Consider the following 19,585-nt stretch of genomic DNA (forward strand, 5'->3'; position numbering starts at 1 on the left):
CCGCTGGCCCGAGAAGAAAGTTCTGGATACTGACCGCAGATGAAACTACAGGTCAGTCAAGAGAGCATGCACGGCGAACATGACAGAGAAAAAACGCAACCGTCACGTTTGTCGGGTACGCCTGGCGATATCGGCCCAGCCCCCCAGCAATCCTCGTAGCTGGCCATCCGCCGTGTAAAACGGCACCGTCCACTGGTAGATATCCCTGACACCTTCCTTGAACATCAATTGGCGCTCGAAGAAGCGCGTCCTGCGCGTACTCAACTGAGCCAGGAACTCGGCATGCAGCAGTTCCGCGGTTTGTCTGGGCATGACATCGACCTCGATCAACTGCCGCCCCTGCATCCGGTCAAAACGCGTCGACAAGGCGTCCTCATAACTTTTGTTGCACATGATCAAACGCCCTTGCAGATCACGGACAAACATCGGGTCAGGCATGGCATCCATCAGGGCATGCTGGAATGCGAGCTGATCGCGCAGGCACCTTTGGGCCTCGAGCCGCTGCCTGACCACCACCGCCAACCGCCGGTTCCAGAGCAGGGACAACAGGCCGAACAGGCTGAGCACAAACATGCCCCAGCAGACCCATTGGTCAAGCCGCTGCCAGAAGCCAGGCGCCTGTGGCACGGTAGCGCCACCGAACCACTTCAAGCGAAGGTCGCGCAGTTCCTGCGCAGGAAACGCCTCAAGCGCCTTGTTGAGGATACTCAGCAACTGCGGCTGGCCTTTGCGCACCGCCAGATAATCCGCATCCCATTTGCCCGGCACCACAGCCCCGATCTGCAGCCGGCCCGACGGAATAAGCTGGGCGCCGATTTCGCTTTCGATGGTTACATAGGCTTCGCCGCTTTCAACCCAGGCACGGGCTTCGGCGTAGGTCTTGACCGAACGCAACTCTATGGACGGATAATCGCGACGGATCGTCGCCTCCAGTGCATGCCGGGTCGGCAGCACCAGTACCCGCTTCGCCAGATCCTCCAGCGACTGCACCGGCGGTGCCCCGGCCTGCCCGACAAAGACCCATCCTGCACCGCCGAACGCATGGCTGAAATCGAGAAACGCCTTGCGTTCGTCATTAACTGACAGCGTGGTGCTCAAATCCGCCGCGCCGCTTTCCAGGCGTGCCAACATCTGATCGACTGAAAAAGACTCTTCGTAAACGAACTGCAACCCCGTCATGTCACTGATGCGCTTGAGCAGGTCACTGTTCAGGCCCGTCCATTGACCATACTCATCCTTGAACTGGTACAACGGGTATTCCAGTGCGGTGACCACGACCCGTGGATGGCTGGCTATCCACTGCACCTCCTGGTCATCCAGCACGACCACTGAACGTGCGACAGTCTTCCCACGCTCCTGAATCGATGCAGGGCTTGCCCCTCCCCATCCGGCGGCTCCCAGGATGCCGAATAAAATCAGCCAGCGCGCGACTGGCTTGAACACACTTGTAAACCGCATTCCCATGTCCTTGGTGATCCACTCGCCTGTCCTTTCGCGGCGATAACACGACAAGTGTGCATGCAGAAATGAAAAAGCCCGTCAGGAGACGGGCTTCAAAATGTAACAGCGCTGACCGGTTATAGCGGCTTGCCGCGGTTGCCATGCTGACTGACAAAGGCCTGCACGGCCTTCAGGTCATTTGGCAATACGGTGCAACGTTCGTCTCGTTCAAACAAATCAGAAAGATGTGCAGGCAGTTCGAGAGCTTTTCCTACACCGGCTTTTTCCACGGCGTCCGGGAATTTGACCGGGTGGGCGGTGCCCAGGATCACCATTGGAATGTCCAGGCTGCGGCGGCACTCCCGCGCAGCTTTCACCCCGATGGCAGTGTGTGGATCCAGCACTTCGCCAGTCTGCTCGTAGACTTCGGCGATGGTTTCGCAGGTTTGCGCGTCATCCACGGCCAGCGAGTCGAACAGCTTGCGGGCTTCGGTCCAGCGCTCTTGCTCGACGCTGAAACCGCCGCCCTGCTTGAACGAATCCATCAGCCCGGCGATTGCCGCGCCGTTGCGGCCATGCAGGTCGAACAGCAGGCGTTCGAAGTTCGACGACACCATGATGTCCATGGACGGCGACAGCGTCGCGTGCAGGGTTTCCTTGACGTACTGGTTGCCGCTCATGAAGCGGTGCAGGATGTCGTTGCGGTTGGTGGCGACGATCAACTGATTGATCGGCAGGCCCATGTTGCGCGCCAGGTAACCGGCGAAAATGTCGCCGAAGTTGCCGGTCGGCACTGAGAACGACACCGAACGTGCCGGGCCGCCCAGTTGCAGGGCCGCGTGGAAGTAGTAAACGATCTGGGCCATGATCCGCGCCCAGTTGATCGAGTTCACTGCGACCAGGCGCGTGCCCTTGAGGAAACCCTGGTCGGCGAAGCTGGCCTTGACCATTTCCTGGCAGTCGTCGAAGTTGCCTTCGATGGCGATGTTGTGAATGTTCTCGCCGAAAATGGTGGTCATCTGCCGACGCTGTACTTCGGACACCCGGTTGTGCGGGTGCAGGATGAAGATGTCGACGTTTTCGCAGTGCTTGCAGCCTTCGATGGCGGCCGAACCGGTGTCACCGGAGGTGGCACCGACGATCACCACGCGCTCGCCGCGCTTTTCCAGCACGTAGTCGAGCAAACGACCGAGCAGTTGCAAGGCGAAGTCCTTGAACGCCAGGGTCGGGCCGTGGAACAGCTCCAGCACCCATTCGTTGCCGTTCAACTGACGCAGCGGCGCAACGGCGTTGTGGGCGAATACGCCGTAGGTTTCTTCAAGGATTTTTTTGAAATCGGCATCCGGGATGCTGCCGGTGACGAACGGGCGCATGACGCGGAAAGCCAGCTCGTGATACGGCAGGCCGGCCCAGGAAGCGATTTCTTCCTGGGTGAAGCGTGGCAGGTTTTCCGGGACGTACAGACCGCCGTCGGTGGCAAGGCCTGCCAGCAGGACGTCTTCGAAATTCAGGGCCGGTGCCTGGCCGCGGGTACTGATGTAGCGCATAAGGGCAAACCTTCGGTTTGGGCTGCAAGCTTCAAGCTACAAGCTGCAAGTAAAAGCCTATCTGCCTTTGACTTGCCGCTTGTAGCTTGCAGCTTGCCGCTGCTTTTAATTAATTCAGGTGCTCGACACGGATCCGTACGACCGGACCAACCACGCCCGCCAAGGCTTCCAGGGCGGCGATCGCATCGTTGATGTGCTGCTCCAGCACTCGGTGGGTCAGCAGGATCATCGGCACCAGACCGTCGTGTTCCTCGGCTTCCTTCTGCATGATCGACTCGATGTTGATGCCACGCTCCGAGAGGATGCTCGCGACCTGAGCCAATACGCCCGGATGGTCCTTGGCCTGAATACGCAGGTAGTAGGCGCTTTCGCAGGCTTCGATCGGCAGGATCGGGTGAGCAGACAGCGAATCCGGCTGAAACGCCAGGTGCGGTACGCGGTTTTCCGGGTCGGAGGTCATGGCGCGAACCACGTCCACCAGGTCGGCGATCACCGACGAGGCGGTCGGCTCCATGCCGGCACCGGCGCCGTAGAACAAGGTTGAACCGGCAGCGTCACCATTGACCATCACCGCGTTCATCACGCCGTTGACGTTGGCGATCAGACGATCGGCCGGGATCAGCGTCGGGTGCACGCGCAGTTCGATACCGGCCGCGGTGCTGCGTGCCACGCCCAGGTGCTTGATACGGTAGCCCAGCGCTTCGGCGTAGTTCACGTCAGCCGTGGTCAGCTTGGTGATGCCTTCGGTGTATGCCTTGTCGAATTGCAGCGGGATGCCGAACGCAATGGACGCCAGGATCGTCAGCTTGTGCGCGGCGTCGATACCCTCAACGTCGAAGGTCGGGTCGGCTTCGGCGTAACCCAATGCCTGGGCTTCGGCCAACACGTCTTCGAAGGTGCGACCCTTCTCGCGCATTTCCGTCAGGATGAAGTTGCCGGTGCCGTTGATGATGCCGGCCACCCAGTTGATGCGGTTGGCGGACAGCCCTTCGCGGATCGCCTTGATCACCGGGATGCCACCGGCCACCGCCGCTTCGAACGCAACGATCACGCCCTTCTCGCGGGCCTTGGCGAAAATTTCATTACCGTGAACGGCGATTAGCGCCTTGTTCGCGGTGACCACATGCTTGCCATTCTCGATGGCCTTGAGTACCAGCTCGCGGGCAACGGTGTAGCCGCCCATCAGCTCTATGACGATGTCGATCTCAGGGTTCGTGGCCACTTCGAAGACATCGTTGGTAATCGCAATACCGGTCGTTTGGAACTGAGGCTTTGGCGTGCGCATGGCAATTTGTGCCACTTCGATCCCACGCCCGGCACGACGAGCAATTTCCTCGGCGTTGCGCTGAAGTACGTTGAAGGTACCGCCACCGACGGTTCCTAACCCACAGATGCCTACTTTGACCGGTTTCACTGTGAACTCCCCATAAAACGGCCGACTCAAGGCCGGCCGTGAAAACAACCGCAGACTCGCGGTTCTCTATTGATGGCCCGGCGATGTCGCTACCGGACCATGATCGTCAAGGCTGGCCGTGACGATGCGAATTTACTTCGCGCCCAGCGCCAGTTTGGCGACTTGTGGCGCAGGCTGGTAGCCCGGAATGACCTGACCGTCGGCCAAAACGATGGCCGGTGTGCCGTTCACGCCAATCGACTGGCCGAGAGCGAACTGCCTGGAAACCGGGTTATCGCACTTGGCGGCCTTGATTTCCTTGCCGTCGACCATTTTGTCCATGGCTGCTTTCTTGTCTTTCGAACACCACACCGCTTGCAGTTGTTCGTCACCCGGCGAACCCAGGCCCTGACGCGGGAACGCCACGTAACGCACTTCGATGCCGCGTTTGTTCAGCTCAGGCACTTCGGCGTGCAGTTTGTGGCAGTACGGGCAAGTGGTGTCGGTGAACACGGTAATGTGCGACTTGGTTTCGCCAATGGCCGGGTACACCACGGTTTCAGCGACCGGAATATCGTTGATCAGCTTGGAAATGCCCAGGCGCTCGGTCTTCTCGGTCAGGTTGACCGGCTTGCCGTCCTTGAGATCGAACAGGTAGCCCTGAACCACGTACTGGCCGTCGGCACTGGCGTACAGTACACGGCTGCCTTTGAGCTTGACTTCGTACAGGCCTGGCAACGGGCTGGCGGTGATGCTTTCCACCGGGACTTCGAGCTGGAGGTTTTCCAGGCTTTTACGAATGGCTTTGTCGGCCGCGTCATCGGCGACGGCAAAGGTGCTGACCAACGCAATGGCGGCGGCGGCGAAAATCTGGGTCAGACGCATGAGAACTCCTGAAGGCGAACATATGGGACGATCAGAACGCCCGTGCCGAAACACCGGGTCATAATCGCCCATCGTGCAAACCGGCCAAGCCTATCACATAAGGTTCCCGGGGCCGAATGCGCCTGATGCACGACATTTCGCTCACGTTGCACGACGCATTTATGTAGCAGCCGGACGCAGGCTTCGCCAGCTGCTACACAGTCCCGTGCTAACCGCGCGGGTGGTGTTTGGCGTGCAGGTCCTGCAAGCGTGCGCGTGCCACGTGGGTATAGATCTGGGTGGTCGACAAATCGCTGTGCCCCAGCAGCATCTGTACCACCCGCAAGTCTGCACCGTGGTTGAGCAGGTGCGTGGCGAAGGCATGGCGCAGCGTGTGCGGTGACAGCGACTTGCCGATCCCGGCCACCTTGGCCTGATGCTTGATCCGGTGCCAGAAGGTCTGGCGGGTCATCTGCTCGCCACGCTGGCTCGGGAACAATACATCGCTGGGACGCCCGCCAAGCAGTTCGCTGCGGGCATCACGCATGTAGCGTTCGACCCAGACAATCGCCTCCTCGCCCATTGGCACCAGTCGTTCCTTGCTGCCCTTGCCCATCACACGCAACACGCCTTGACGCAAATTGACTTGTTCAAGGGTGAGGCTGATCAGCTCGGTCACCCGCAGTCCGCAGGCGTACAGCACTTCGAGCATGGCGCGGTCGCGCTGGCCGATGGCTTCGCTCAGATCCGGCGCTTTTAACAAGGCCTCTACATCTGCTTCCGACAAGGACTTTGGCAATGGCCTGCCGAGTTGCGGCATATCGACGCGAAGGGTCGGATCGACAGCAATCAGCTTTTCCCGCAGCAAATAGCGATAGAAGCCACGCACGCCGGAGAGAAATCGGGCGGTCGAACGGGGTTTGTAGTTTTGCTCCAGGCGCCAGGCCAGGTGATCGAGGATCAGCTCGCGGCCTGCGTTGATCAGTTCCAGGCCTTTTTCCTGCAGCCAGCCGTTGAACAGCGCAAGGTCACTGCGATAAGCATCGCGGGTGTTGTCGGAGAGACCTTTCTCTAGCCACAGGGCGTCGAGGAACTGGTCTATCAAGGGATGATCAATGGCGGGCATAAAGGCTCAGGCAAGACCGGCAACACGGTCAACGAAGATAAATCGCAGACAACAAAAAAGCAGCCCGAAGGCTGCTTTTTTCTGCATCGGAATCTGGACTTAAGCCAGTTTTTCCTTGATGCGAGCTGCTTTACCCGACAGATCACGCAGGTAGTACAGCTTGGCTTTACGTACGTCACCGCGACGCTTGACAGCCATGCTGTCGATTTGCGGGGAGTAGGTCTGGAAAGTACGCTCTACGCCAACACCGTTGGAGATTTTACGAACGGTGAATGCACTGTTTACGCCGCGGTTACGCTTGGCGATAACAACACCTTCGAACGCTTGCAGACGCGAACGGTCGCCTTCCTTCACTTTCACCTGAACGACAATGGTGTCGCCCGGGGCAAAGGGAGGGATCTCTTTGGTCATCTGCTCTGCTTCGAGTGCAAGGATGATTTTGTTAGTCATGCTGTGCTCCTAAGGTAAATCGTCTGATCTACCATCGATACGTTGTTAACTATCGTCCCGCTCGCGGATGTATTCCTCGAGCAGCTTCTTCTCTTCTCCAGAAAGCGAGCGGCTTTCCAGAAGATCGGCGCGTCGTTCAAAGGTCCGACCAAGGGACTGCTGTAAACGCCAACGCCGGATGTGCGCGTGATTGCCACTTAGCAATACGTCGGGAACACGCTGATCCGCATACACCTCCGGTCGGGTGTAGTGCGGGCAATCCAGCAAACCATCCGTAAAGGAATCCTCCTCGGCGGAGTCCGCATGCCCTAAAGCTCCAGGCAGCAGTCGTGTAACCGCATCGATCAGGACCATCGCCGGCAGCTCGCCGCCAGACAGTACATAGTCACCAATCGACCACTCTTCATCGACATGAGCATCTATAAAACGCTCGTCAATGCCTTCATAGCGGCCGGCAATCAGGATCAATGCATCCAGATTCGCCAACTCGCGTACCGCCGACTGAGTCAGTTGACGGCCTTGGGGGGACAGGTAAATTACCTTCGCTCCCTCCCCGGCGGCTGCCTTGGCCTGAACCAGAGCATCTTCCAGGGGCTTGATCTTCATCACCATGCCCGGACCACCGCCAAACGGGCGATCGTCCACAGTGTGATGTCGATCCGTCGTGTAGTCTCGCGGATTCCAACAGGTGAGCTGCAAGAGCCCCTGTTTCACCGCACGACTGGTGATGCCGTAATCGCTGATGGCGGAGAACATCTCGGGAAACAGACTGATCACTTCTACGCGCAAATTAGCCACGCTTAGAAATCCGCATCCCAATCCACCTTCATCTCGCCTGCGGCCAGGTCGACGGCCAACACGCATTGCTCCGTATAGGGCAACAGGCGTTCGCGATCATCCAGGCTGCCAGCGCAAGGTTTGACCACCATGACATCGTTCGAGCCGGTCTCCAGCAGGTGATCGATTTTCCCGAACAGTTGTCCGAGCGTGTCGATAACCTTGAGACCTTCCAGCTGGTACCAGTAGTACTCGCCGTCGGTAAGTTCAGGGAACAGGTTGCGCGGCACGCAGATCTCATAACCGGCCAGAAGACGAGCTTCTTCGCGATCATCGAGACCCTTGAGCTTTGCGACCAGGAACTTGTCATTCCCGCGTCCGCTGACCAGCTCTACCTGCTTTACATTACCCTCACGCTTGAGCGTCCAGGTTTTGTAGTCCAGCAGGTTTTTAATCGGATCAGTAAAGGAGTACACCTTCACTTCGCCGCGAACGCCGTGAACAGAATAAATCTTGCCGATAACGATCAAATCATCAGCAATGGCTGGCGTCGCGTTCATATTGCTCAGGCCGCAGCCTTAGCAGATTCCTTCAACAACTGAGCAACGCGCTCAGAAGGTTGTGCACCAACGCTCAGCCAGTAGGCTACGCGCTCTTGGTTCACGGACAGACGAACTTCCTGACCACGGGCAACAGGGTTGAAGTAGCCAACCTGTTCCTTGTGCGAACCGTCGCGCGGGTTGCGGCTGTCGGTTACGGTCAAGTGGTAAAACGGGCGCTTTTTGGAGCCGCCAAGGGCAAGACGGATTGTTAGCATGTGAACATCGTTCCTGTAGTCGGTGCTGCAAATCTAAATGCACAGCGGGCATGGGTGCCCGAAAGGCCGCATATTCTAAGGAATATCCGGACTTTTGCAAATGACTTTTTCCGGCGCCTACCGGCCGCCGTGCAGATTTGCTATAGAGCCGTCGTTGAAAACGGCCGGTCAGCTCCCGCCAAATGCGGGTTTGCTGGAGATCCCGCTTCCTTGCGGGGTCTGCGCCGGTGCGATGACCGGCGCGGATTCTTTAGAGCTTTGGCATGCCGCCGCCGGGCAACATACCGCCCATGCCGCGCATCATCTTGGCCATTCCGCCTTTCGCCGAGAACTTCTTCATCATTTTCTGCATCTGCTTGTGCTGCTTGATCAAGCGGCCGATGTCCTGCACCTGGGTGCCGGAACCCATGGCGATCCGGCGCTTGCGCGAACCGCTGATCATCTCAGGGTCGCGGCGCTCGGCCGGGGTCATGGAGTTGATGATGGCTTCCATCTGCTTGAATTGCTTTTCTGCCGCGCCCTGGGCGCTGCCCATCTGCGCCAGGTTCACGCCGCCCATGTTCGGCAGCTTGTCCATGAGCCCGCCGAGGCCGCCCATGTTTTTCATCTGTTGCAGCTGATCGCGGAAGTCTTCGAGGTCGAAGCCCTTGCCCTTCTTCAACTTTTTAGCAAGCTTGTCGGCTTTGTCCTTGTCGAGCGTCGCTTCCGCCTGCTCGATCAGGCTGAGCACGTCGCCCATGCCGAGGATGCGCGAGGCGATACGCTCGGGATGGAACGGATCGAGCGCTTCGCTCTTCTCGCCCATACCGATGAACTTGATCGGCTTGCCGGTGATGGCACGCACCGACAGCGCGGCACCGCCACGGGCGTCACCGTCGACCTTGGTCAGGATCACACCAGTCAGCGGCAATGCATCGCCGAAGGCCTTGGCCGTGTTGGCGGCGTCCTGGCCGGTCATGGCATCGACCACGAACAGGGTTTCGATCGGGTTGATCGCGGCATGCAGCGCCTTGATCTCGCCCATCATCTCTTCGTCGATGTGCAGACGACCGGCGGTATCGACGATGACCACGTCGATGAATTTGAGTTTTGCTTCCTTAATAGCCGCGTTGGCGATGTCGACCGGCTTCTGGCTCAGATCCGACGGGAAGAACGTCACGCCGATGTCGTTGGCCAGGGTTTCCAGCTGCTTGATCGCCGCTGGACGGTAAACGTCGGCGGACACGACCATGACCGACTTCTTCTTGCGCTCTTTAAGGAAGCGCGCGAGCTTGCCGGCGGTGGTGGTCTTACCGGCGCCCTGCAAACCGGCCATCAGGATGACCGCTGGCGGAACGGCGCTCAGGTTCAGGTCTTCGTTGGCCGCGCCCATCAGGCTTTCGAGTTCGGCCTGGACGATCTTCACGAAGGCCTGGCCCGGCGTCAGGCTGCGCGACACCTCGGTGCCAACGGCGCGTTCCTTGACCGAATTGACGAAGTCCTTGACCACCGGCAGGGCGACGTCGGCTTCGAGCAACGCCATGCGCACTTCACGCAAGGTGTCTTTGATGTTGTCTTCAGTCAGCTTGGCCTTGCCGGTGACATGGCGCAGCGTCTGCGAGAGACGGTCGGTTAAGTTTTCAAACATTGCGCGATCCTTTCAGGCCCTGTGTAGACCGGGATAATGGCGGCCCGGACCGGACTAAATGTGTGCTCGGCGAGCCTGCGGCGTGGGCAGGTCGCGGATTATAGCGAAGACTGTGGCTGGCGGACACCTCGCTGTCGGGTTGCGCGGTCTTTCGTGTGGTGTGGGTTCTATGCCAAACTCAGCGACTTTCGGGCTTGCCTAACAGGATTTATGCTCCCCTTGTCACCCAGCTTGCTAACTACCCTCGCCGCCGCCTGCTTGTATGCCGCTGCGACCATTTACCAGGGCACTCGCCTGGCGTCCGGCGCCAAGGTCAACAAACGCCTGCTAGTCATGCTCGGCGTGCTCGCCGTATTGGCCCACAGCGTCAGCCTGCTCACCCACCTGCTGACCCCGACCGGCCTGGCCCTGGACTTCTTCAGTGCCGCGAGCCTGATTGCCGTGGCGGTCATCGCGCTGACCCTGCTGGCCTGCTCGCGGATACCGGTAGAGAACCTGCTGGTCCTGCTGTTCCCGCTTGGGGCCTTGACCGTGATGCTGGCGCATTTTGCCCCCGCCGGCACGGTACAGGTCATCGATGAGGAGCCGGGCATCCTCGCCCACATACTGCTCTCGATCCTTGCCTACGGCATGTTCACCATCGCGGTGTTCCAGGCCTTGCTGCTGCTGGTTCAAGACCACCAACTCAAGCACAAGCACCCATCCGGGCTGATCAAGAACTTCCCGCCGCTGCAAACCATGGAAAGCCTGCTGTTTGGTTTCCTCTGGGCCGGCTGGACGCTGTTGTCGCTGTCGCTGATTTCCGGCTGGCTGTTCGTCGAAAACCTGTTCGCCCAGCACCTGGTGCACAAAACCCTGCTGGCCTGCCTGGCCTGGATCGTTTTCAGCGTGCTGCTTTGGGGCCGCAATCGCCTCGGCTGGCGCGGGCACAAGGCCATTCGCTGGACCCTGGCCGGCTTTTGCCTGCTGATGCTGGCGTATTTCGGCAGCAAACTGGTTCGTGAATACATCCTGCATATCTGACGGGCGGCATTAATGGACGACTTGCCCATAGGGCCGATGCTCGCGGTAGTGACCCTGCTGATTTTATGGTCGGGGCTGTTTACCGCCATCGAAGCGGCGCACCAGTATTTGCTGGCCCAGCGCACCGCGACGCGTTCCAGCGACAAACCGGTGGCGAAACTCAGCTTCCCCCTGGCCAGCCTGATTTTTTGCAACACCCTCTGCCGCGCACTCGTGGTGGTCATCAGCACCTTGCTGGCCATTTTCACCTGGACCGAAAACGGTCCGTGGGTCGCTTGCCTTGGGGCGGGCGCCATATTGCTGGTGTTTTCCGACTACTTGCCACGCGCCCTCGCCGTCCGCTATCCGGATGCGATCCTGGCCCAAGGCAACAATCTGCTGCGCGTGCCGCTGAAAATCATCTATCCCGCGGCATGGCTGCTCAACAGCATCAGTCAGTTGCTGATGCGACCGTTCGCCCGTAAAGCCAAAGTAGTGCAACGAAGTGAGGACGAAACACTGACGGAGCGGCAGGACACGCCGGAAACCGTAAGCCGCCCTCACCCGCTGTCAGGCATCCACGCGCTGGACAACATCACGGTCAATGACATCCTGGTACCGCGCAGTGATGTGGACGGCATCAATCTCGATGACTCCCTCGAAGAAATCATCGAACAATTGCGCCACAACAAACGCACTCGCCTGCCGGTGTTCCACAGTGATATCAACCAGGTCGAAGCCGTCCTCAACACCCGACACATCCTTCACTTGCTGCCTGATGCGAGCCTGACCAGGGAAGCGTTGCTGGCGGCCAGTCACGAGCCGTATTTCGTGCCGGAAAGTACCCCGTTGCAGCTGCAACTGCTCAACTTCCACAAGCAGCAGCGGCGCCTGGGCATGGTGGTCGACGAATACGGCGAAGTGCTGGGCATCGTCACACTGGAAGACATTCTCGAAGAAATCGTCGGCGAGTTCGAAAGCCAGCACAGCCTGGACAACCCGCACATTCATCCCCAAGCCGACGGACGCCTGGTGATCGACGGCGCCGCGTCCATTCGCGAGCTGAACAAGAGCCTCGGCTGGCACCTGCCCAGCGATGGCCCGAAAACCCTGAACGGCCTGGTCACCGAGGCACTGGAAACCATTCCCGAAAGCGCGGTGTGCCTGAGGATCGGTCGGTATCGCCTGGAAATTCTCGAGACCGAAGACAACCGTGTCACGCGAGTATTGATCTGGCAGACCAGCTCGATGCCTGTGGTTATCTAGGATCGAGGTAATTGTCTGTGGCGAGGGAGCTTGCTCCCTTGCCACAAATGCCAGCCCCCAAGCCACTTGTTTGATCGTTAGCCACCTTCCTATAATCGAACCGCTTACCCAAGCCCCGCCACACCCTGTGCCACCCGCACTCTGCGTTAAGCCCACATCCCTGGGTTCTCGACCATAATAATTCGCTCCACTGGAGCACATGACTGTCAGGGATAACCGCATGACGACCAGCACGACTTACAGCGACTCTACACCTGCGCAACCGACGAACTCCGCCACCCGCGTGGCCACCGCGAGCTTCATCGGTACCGCCATCGAGTTCTACGACTTCTACGTCTATGCCACCGCCGCTGCGCTGGTGATCGGCCCGGTGTTCTTTCCACAGACATCCGGCACCGCCCAGATGCTTTCGGCGTTTCTCACGTTCGGCATCGCCTTCCTTGCACGCCCCTTGGGTTCGGCCCTTTTCGGCCACTTCGGCGACCGTATCGGTCGCAAATCGACCCTGGTCGCCTCGCTACTGCTGATGGGCGTGTGCACCACGCTGATCGGCGTTCTGCCGGGTTACGACAGCATTGGCGCCTGGGCACCGATCCTGCTTTGCGTCCTGCGCTTCGGCCAAGGCCTGGGGTTGGGCGGCGAATGGGGTGGTGCGGCATTGCTGGCCACGGAAAACGCGCCGAAAGGCAAACGCGCGTGGTTCGGCATGTTCCCGCAGTTGGGTCCGTCCATTGGCTTTCTGGCGGCCAACGGCCTGTTCCTGACATTGGCCGTGGTGCTGGACGATGAACAATTCCGTTCATGGGGCTGGCGTATTCCATTCCTGCTCAGCGCCGCGCTGGTGTTGGTCGGCCTGTACGTGCGCCTCAAGCTGCATGAAACCCCGGTGTTCGCCAACGCCGTGGCGCGTCAGGAACGGGTGAAGATCCCGCTGTTCGAGCTGTTCGGCCAATACTGGGTGCCCGTATTGCTGGGAGCCGGCGCGATGGTCGTGTGCTACGCGCTGTTTTATATCTCCACCGTGTTTTCCCTGAGTTACGGCGTGACAACGCTTGGCTACAGCCGCGAAACCTTCCTCGGCCTGTTGTGCTTCGCCGTGCTGTTCATGGCGGCCGCCACCCCGCTGTCGGCCTGGGCCTGTGACCGTTATGGGCGTAAACCGGTGCTGATCGTCGGTGGCGTGTTGGCGATCCTGTCCGGTTTCCTGATGGAGCCGTTGCTGACTCAAGGCTCGACCTGGGGCGTGGCGCTATTCCTGGGCATCGAACTGTTCCTGATGGGCGTGACGTTTGCGCCCATGGGTGCGCTGCTGCCGGAGTTGTTCCCCACCCATGTGCGCTACACCGGCGCCTCGGCGGCCTACAACCTGGGCGGTATCGTCGGCGCCTCCGCGGCGCCGTTCTTCGCACAGAAACTGGTGGCGATGGGTGGTTTGAGTTACGTCGGCGGGTATGTGTCCGGGGCGGCGGTGCTGAGTTTGATTGCAGTGCTGTGCCTGAAGGAAACGCGGCATAACGATTTGAATCAGGTTGCCTGATAGACCGCTATCGCGGGCAAGCCACGCTCCCACAGGTCTTTTGTCGAACCACTATTTTGTGATCGACACTGATCCTGTGGGAGCGGGCTTGGTCCGGGCGGCGTTCCGACGAAGGGGCCCCCCCAGACAAAATACCAACCACAACTTTTCCCCCACCCATTGTCACCTCGCTCTACGCGCATCGGCACATCCCCGCTATACTTCCCGGCTTTTCCTGAATAAATGCCAATAGGGTCCCGCCGCGCATGGATAAGACCTACCAGCCGCACGCCATTGAAACTTCCTGGTACAACACCTGGGAGTCAGAGAATTACTTCGCCCCGCAAGGCGCGGGCGAGTCCTACACCATCATGATCCCGCCGCCGAACGTCACCGGCAGCCTGCACATGGGTCACGGTTTCAACAACGCGATCATGGACGCCCTGATCCGTTTCCGCCGCATGCAGGGTCGCAACACCCTGTGGCAGCCGGGCACCGACCACGCCGGTATCGCCACGCAGATGCTGGTAGAGCGCCAGCTCGAAGCCAAGGGCCAGAGCCGCCACGACCTGGGCCGCGAAAAATTCCTCGAAAAAGTCTGGGAATGGAAGGATGAGTCCGGTGGCAACATCAGCCGCCAGATCCGCCGCCTCGGCTCGTCCGTCGACTGGAGCCGCGAGCGCTTCACCATGGACGACGGCCTCTCGGAAGCAGTAAAAGAAGCGTTCGTTCGTTTGCACGAAGACGGCCTGATCTACCGCGGCAAGCGCCTGGTCAACTGGGACACCAAGCTGCACACGGCGATTTCCGACCTTGAAGTGGAGAACCACGACGAGAAAGGTTTCCTGTGGAACCTGAAGTACCCGCTGGCCGATGGCGCCAAGACCGCTGAAGGCAACGATTTCCTGATCGTCGCGACCACTCGCCCGGAAACCATGCTCGGCGACTCCGCCGTTGCGGTGAACCCGAACGATGATCGCTACAAAGCCCTGATCGGCAAGTTTGTCGAGCTGCCGCTGGTTGGCCGCCGCATCCCGATCATCGCAGACGATTACTGCGACCCTGAATTCGGCACCGGCTGTGTGAAAATCACCCCGGCCCACGATTTCAACGACTACGAAGTCGGCAAGCGCCACAACCTGCCGCTGCTGAATATCTTCGACAAGAACGCAACCGTTCTTCCAGCGTGCCAGGCGTTCAACCTCGACGGCACACTGAACGAGACCATCGACGGCAAGATCCCGGCCGAATACGCCGGCCTGGACCGCTTCGAAGCGCGCAAGCAGATCGTGGCCGCGTTCGACGCTGCCGGTCTGTTGGTCAGCGTTGACGATCACGCTTTGAAAGTACCGAAAGGCGACCGCTCCGGCACCGTCATCGAGCCGTGGCTGACCGACCAGTGGTACGTGTCCACCAAGCCTTTGGCCGAGCCTGCGATTGCTGCCGTTGAAGACGGCCGTATCCAGTTCGTGCCGAAACAGTACGAAAACATGTACTTCTCGTGGATGCGCGACATCCAGGACTGGTGCATCAGCCGTCAGCTGTGGTGGGGGCACCGGATTCCGGCCTGGTACGACGAGTCGGGCAAGGTCTATGTCGGTCGCGACGAAGCCGAAGTGCGGGCCAAGCATAACCTCGGCGCCGACGTGACACTGCAACAGGACAATGACGTTCTCGACACCTGGTTCAGCTCGGGCCTGTGGACGTTCTCCACCCTCGGCTGGCCGGAGAAAACCGAATTCCTGAAGAAGTTCCATTCCACCGACGTCCTGGTAACCGGCTTCGACATCATTTTCTTCTGGGTTGCCCGGATGATCATGCTCACCATGCATTTGGTGAAAAACGAAGACGGCACGCCGCAGGTCCCGTTCAAGACGGTGTACGTTCACGGTCTGGTGCGTGATGGCCAGGGTCAGAAGATGTCCAAGTCCAAGGGCAACGTCCTTGATCCGCTGGACATCATCGACGGCATCGACCTGGAAACCCTGGTGCAGAAACGCACCTCGGGCCTGATGCAGCCGAAACTGGCGAAGAAGATCGAGAAGCAGACCCGCGACGAGTTCGCCGAAGGCATCGCCAGCTATGGCACCGACGCCCTGCGCTTCACCTTCTGTTCGCTGGCGTCCACCGGTCGCGACATCAAGTTCGACATGGGCCGCGTCGAAGGCTACCGCAACTTCTGCAACAAGATCTGGAACGCAGCGCGCTACGTGCTGGACAAGGGCGAAGACTGCGGCCAGAACGGTGAAGCCTATGAACTGTCCCTGGCTGATCGCTGGATCATTTCGCAGCTGCAACGTACCGAAGCCGAAGTGACCCGCCAGCTTGACCAGTTCCGTTTCGACCTGGCCGCACAAGCCCTGTACGAGTTCATCTGGAACCAGTATTGCGACTGGTACCTGGAACTGTCCAAGCCTGTGCTGTGGGACGAAAACGCACCGGTCGAGCGCCAGCGCGGCACCCGTCGCACCCTGGTTCGCGTACTGGAAGTCGCCCTGCGCCTGGCGCACCCGTTCATGCCGTTCATCACCGAAGAAATCTGGCAGCGCATCGCGCCGCTGGCCGGTATCGAAGGCAAGACGATCATGCTGCAACCGTGGCCAGTGGCCAACGAAACACGCATCGATCAGGCCGCCGAAGACGACATCGAATGGCTCAAGGGCCTGATGCTCGGCACCCGTAACATCCGTGGCGAAATGAACATCGGCCCGGGCAAACCGCTGCCGCTGTTCCTGAAGAACGTCAGCGCCGAAGATCAGCGTCGCCTGACCGAAAACGAAGCCCTGCTGAAGAAACTGGCGCGCCTCGAATCGATCACCGTACTGGCTGCTGGCGAAGAAGCGCCTCTGTCCGCCACCGCACTGGTCGGCGAAATGGAAGTGCTGGTGCCGATGGCCGGTTTGATCGACAAAGGTGCGGAACTGGCGCGTCTGGACAAGGAAATCCAGCGTTTGCAAGGTGAAGTGCAACGAGTCGGCGGCAAGCTGTCCAACGCCGGCTTCGTCGACAAGGCGCCAGCCGAAGTCATCGAGAAAGAACGTGCCAAACTGGCCGAGGCCGAACAGGCCCTGGGCAAGCTGGCCGAGCAGCATGCGCGGATTGCCAGCCTGTAACGGCAGATAGCAATGAAAAAGGGGGGCCCAAGTGGCCTCCCTTTTTTATGCCTGCCACTTTCTTACATCTCATGAGCATCCCCTGTAGGAGCGAGCCTGCTCGCGATGGCGGTGTATCAATCAACGATGATGGCGACTGACCCACCGCATTCGCGAGCAGGCTCGCTCCCACATTTGGTCGGTGTTGCCCCACAGATGTGGGACAATGCCCCCCACTTTCAGCCATACCCGAATTGACCACCGCCATGACCGCCCCTCGCCCACCGAAACCTGCGCGCAAAAAGCCTTCACCCGCGACCCCGGCCAAAGCCGTGGAACCCCGCGAGAAGGCCAGCCTGCACCCGCGCAATCGCCATCAGGGTCGCTACGACTTTCCGACGCTGATCAAAAGCGCTCCGGAACTGAAGAAGTTCGTGATCATCAATCCGTACGGCAAGGAAAGCATCGACTTCGCCAGCCCCGAAGCCGTGAGGGTGTTCAACCGGGCGCTGCTCAAGTCGTTCTACGGCATCGCTCACTGGGACATTCCGGCCGACTATCTGTGCCCGCCGGTGCCAGGTCGTGCCGATTACGTGCACTTCCTTGCCGACCTGCTGGCCAGTGGCAATGACGGTGTGATCCCCCGTGGTGCCGCCGTGAAGGTGCTGGACATCGGTATGGGCGCCAACTGCGTATATCCGCTGATCGGTTACAGTGATTACCGCTGGCATTTTCTCGGTTCCGATATCGATGCGACCGCCATCGCCGCCGCCAAGGCAATCATTGCGTCCAACGGCTTGAACAAAGCCATTCAGGTGCGCCAACAGAGCAATCCCAAGCAGATCCTCACAGACCTGCTGGAAAGTGCCGAGTGTTTCGACCTGACGATGTGCAACCCGCCGTTCCACGCATCGCTGGACGAGGCCACACGGGGCAGCACGCGCAAATGGCGCGCCTTGGGTAAAGCCGATCCGAAACGCAAGCTGCCGGTGCTGAACTTCGGCGGACAAGCGGCGGAATTGTGGTGTGAGGGTGGGGAAGTGCGTTTCGTCACGCAACTGGTCAGCGAGAGCGTGCAAGTGGCGCAACAAGTGCTGTGGTTCAGCACGCTGGTGTCAAAGGCGTCAAACCTGCCGGCGATCCAGACCGCCTTGAAAAAGGCCGGAGTGCTGGACAGTCAGGTGGTGGAAATGGGTCAGGGCCAGAAGCAGAGCCGCTTCGTCGCCTGGACTTTCCAGAGCAAAGCGCAGCAACAGACCTGGCGTCAGGCACGATGGTCGAAGGCTACAACCGAGTAAAAAGCCAGGCGCACAAAAAAGCCGTGCCCGGATGACTCCTATACACGGCTTTTAACAAACCTTAACGGTTAACAGTGACGCTCAGATCTGTAACCACCAACTGCCTGACAACTTTCCTGCAACTTCGATAACAGGAAAGTTTAGATATCTTCGTTTTAACGTTTTGCACGAACATTCTCTTTGAACACACAGGCTCGCGCCTCTTTGCTATCGCAGTAATACTGACCATACCATTCCTCCCATGGCCCACTGGTATCAATACTTACGACAGTGCCCTCTCGCTTGTACCTCATATCCAGTTCGCCTCCATTCTTCAGCATGTAACCGCAACGCAGAATTTCACCGGCGACAGTACCGCCCTCGGCCGTTATGCGAGGTGCGAATATCGCCAGTTCGAAATCACCAACCGGCCCACGCCCCGCTTGCGAAACACCGTACCATTCCCCGTCGCCACTTGCTGTCGGGGCTTTATAGGCACCAGCTGCCAACTCCTTGATGTCAGCAGGGCTTGGGCAGTACTCGGTCACATTTGCCAAAGCCTGACCGGACACCAGAAACGATACGCACATCAACAACTGTTTAACTTTCATAAAATCATCCCTGTAACCAGCAACTGAAATTTGGTTTTGGCTTTTTACGCAAAGCCGAGCGCTACGCCTTATTGATACTACCGACCCAAGGCGCACACTCAACTATCAGTTCTGTAGGAGCGTTCGCTTTATACAGAGAGAAAAGTTCAATTCAGCGCAAACAGCTATTCCTGTCAGGTGCGCAGGTAACAACTACTTTCAAACAAAGGAATTATCCCAACAATTTACCTTGCGTAAATCGTTATAACGCCCACAAAAAAACCGTGCCCGGATCGCTCCGGCGCACGGTTTTTTTTAACAAGTCTTACTTGTTGACAGCGTCGGTCAGGCCTTTGGCCACAACCAGCTTGATCACTTTCTTGGCAGCGATTTCGATGGCAGCGCCAGTCGAAGGGTTGCGGCCGGTACGGGCAGGGCGCTCAGTCACTTTCAGTTTGCCGATACCTGGCAGAGTGATTTCGCCGCCATTTTCCAGCTGATCGGCAACGATTTGGCCCAGTTGGTCCAGAGCGTTACGCGCGGTGGTTTTCGGCGCGTCGATAGCTTCAGCGATGTCGGCGATCAGTTGGTCTTTAGTAAGAGCCATTTAGTGTTCCTTCCCTATCAAATTCATATGGATTGCAGAGTGCAATGTCAGCTATCGAGCCCGATCTTCTGGATCTGGCACCCTCGGCCAAATAACCTCGGGATCGGGGTTATAGATACCGAAATCAGGGTTTGGTTCGACCTGACAAATGCTGACTGCACGCTTAACGCAGTGACTTCGCGCAAGACCGGGCA

At 59.1% G+C, this 19,585-nt stretch carries 17 protein-coding genes; 5 read left to right on the forward strand and 12 right to left on the reverse strand.

What is annotated here, in order from left to right:
* Positions 1-102: 102 nt before the first annotated feature.
* The 10 genes from PMI29_RS13940 to ffh form a co-directional block, all read right to left on the reverse strand.
* Positions 103-1,458, reverse strand: a complete 1,356-nt coding sequence (locus PMI29_RS13940) for a transporter substrate-binding domain-containing protein (protein ID WP_007998522.1) — start codon at positions 1,456-1,458, stop codon at positions 103-105.
* Positions 1,459-1,577: 119 nt separating this feature from the next.
* On the reverse strand, positions 1,578-2,987 hold the full coding sequence (gene thrC, locus PMI29_RS13935) for a threonine synthase (protein WP_007998524.1): 1,410 nt from the start codon (positions 2,985-2,987) through the stop codon (positions 1,578-1,580).
* A gap of 109 nt (positions 2,988-3,096) precedes the next feature.
* The gene (locus PMI29_RS13930; protein ID WP_007998527.1) at positions 3,097-4,401 is read right to left on the reverse strand and encodes a homoserine dehydrogenase; all 1,305 of its coding nucleotides are present in this window, start codon (positions 4,399-4,401) and stop codon (positions 3,097-3,099) included.
* Positions 4,402-4,533: 132 nt separating this feature from the next.
* A complete protein-coding gene (gene dsbC / locus PMI29_RS13925) occupies positions 4,534-5,265 on the reverse strand; it encodes a bifunctional protein-disulfide isomerase/oxidoreductase DsbC (RefSeq protein ID WP_007998529.1) in 732 nt (243 codons plus the stop codon).
* A gap of 208 nt (positions 5,266-5,473) precedes the next feature.
* Positions 5,474-6,370: a site-specific tyrosine recombinase XerD gene (xerD, locus tag PMI29_RS13920; protein ID WP_007998531.1), complete on the reverse strand. Its 897-nt coding sequence runs from the start codon at positions 6,368-6,370 to the stop codon at positions 5,474-5,476.
* 99 nt (positions 6,371-6,469) lie between these two features.
* On the reverse strand, positions 6,470-6,820 hold the full coding sequence (gene rplS, locus PMI29_RS13915; protein ID WP_003440273.1) for a 50S ribosomal protein L19: 351 nt from the start codon (positions 6,818-6,820) through the stop codon (positions 6,470-6,472).
* Between the two features lie 45 nt (positions 6,821-6,865).
* A complete protein-coding gene (trmD, locus tag PMI29_RS13910; protein ID WP_007998533.1) occupies positions 6,866-7,618 on the reverse strand; it encodes a tRNA (guanosine(37)-N1)-methyltransferase TrmD in 753 nt (250 codons plus the stop codon).
* 2 nt (positions 7,619-7,620) lie between these two features.
* Complete coding sequence (gene rimM / locus PMI29_RS13905) at positions 7,621-8,157, reverse strand: ribosome maturation factor RimM (RefSeq protein ID WP_007990026.1); 537 nt, start codon at positions 8,155-8,157, stop codon at positions 7,621-7,623.
* Between the two features lie 5 nt (positions 8,158-8,162).
* Positions 8,163-8,414, reverse strand: coding sequence for a 30S ribosomal protein S16 (gene rpsP, locus PMI29_RS13900; RefSeq protein WP_007972721.1), 252 nt, complete (start codon positions 8,412-8,414; stop codon positions 8,163-8,165).
* Positions 8,415-8,664: 250 nt separating this feature from the next.
* On the reverse strand, positions 8,665-10,041 hold the full coding sequence (gene ffh, locus PMI29_RS13895; RefSeq protein ID WP_007998535.1) for a signal recognition particle protein: 1,377 nt from the start codon (positions 10,039-10,041) through the stop codon (positions 8,665-8,667).
* A 210-nt stretch (positions 10,042-10,251) separates the two neighbouring features.
* On the opposite strand from ffh, the gene PMI29_RS13890 reads away from it, so the two are divergent.
* The 5 genes from PMI29_RS13890 (at position 10,252) to rlmF (ending at position 18,215) form a co-directional block, all read left to right on the forward strand.
* A complete protein-coding gene (locus PMI29_RS13890) occupies positions 10,252-11,064 on the forward strand; it encodes a cytochrome C assembly family protein (protein ID WP_007998538.1) in 813 nt (270 codons plus the stop codon).
* A 12-nt stretch (positions 11,065-11,076) separates the two neighbouring features.
* Positions 11,077-12,309, forward strand: a complete 1,233-nt coding sequence (locus tag PMI29_RS13885; RefSeq protein ID WP_007998540.1) for a transporter associated domain-containing protein — start codon at positions 11,077-11,079, stop codon at positions 12,307-12,309.
* 220 nt (positions 12,310-12,529) lie between these two features.
* Entirely contained in the window at positions 12,530-13,846 is a 1,317-nt protein-coding gene (locus PMI29_RS13880) for an MFS transporter (protein WP_007998541.1), read from the forward strand.
* A gap of 245 nt (positions 13,847-14,091) precedes the next feature.
* Positions 14,092-16,938, forward strand: coding sequence for a valine--tRNA ligase (locus PMI29_RS13875; protein WP_007998544.1), 2,847 nt, complete (start codon positions 14,092-14,094; stop codon positions 16,936-16,938).
* Positions 16,939-17,183: 245 nt separating this feature from the next.
* A complete protein-coding gene (rlmF, locus tag PMI29_RS13870; protein WP_007998546.1) occupies positions 17,184-18,215 on the forward strand; it encodes a 23S rRNA (adenine(1618)-N(6))-methyltransferase RlmF in 1,032 nt (343 codons plus the stop codon).
* Positions 18,216-18,370: 155 nt separating this feature from the next.
* Here the strand turns inward: rlmF and PMI29_RS13865 are convergent, their stop codons facing one another.
* Positions 18,371-18,805: a DUF3757 domain-containing protein gene (locus PMI29_RS13865; protein WP_007998548.1), complete on the reverse strand. Its 435-nt coding sequence runs from the start codon at positions 18,803-18,805 to the stop codon at positions 18,371-18,373.
* 304 nt (positions 18,806-19,109) lie between these two features.
* On the reverse strand, positions 19,110-19,391 hold the full coding sequence (locus tag PMI29_RS13860; protein ID WP_007905514.1) for an HU family DNA-binding protein: 282 nt from the start codon (positions 19,389-19,391) through the stop codon (positions 19,110-19,112).
* Positions 19,392-19,585: the final 194 nt, after the last annotated feature.

Origin of the sequence: Pseudomonas sp. GM49 (assembly GCF_000282355.1) — a bacterium.
GTDB lineage: Bacteria > Pseudomonadota > Gammaproteobacteria > Pseudomonadales > Pseudomonadaceae > Aquipseudomonas.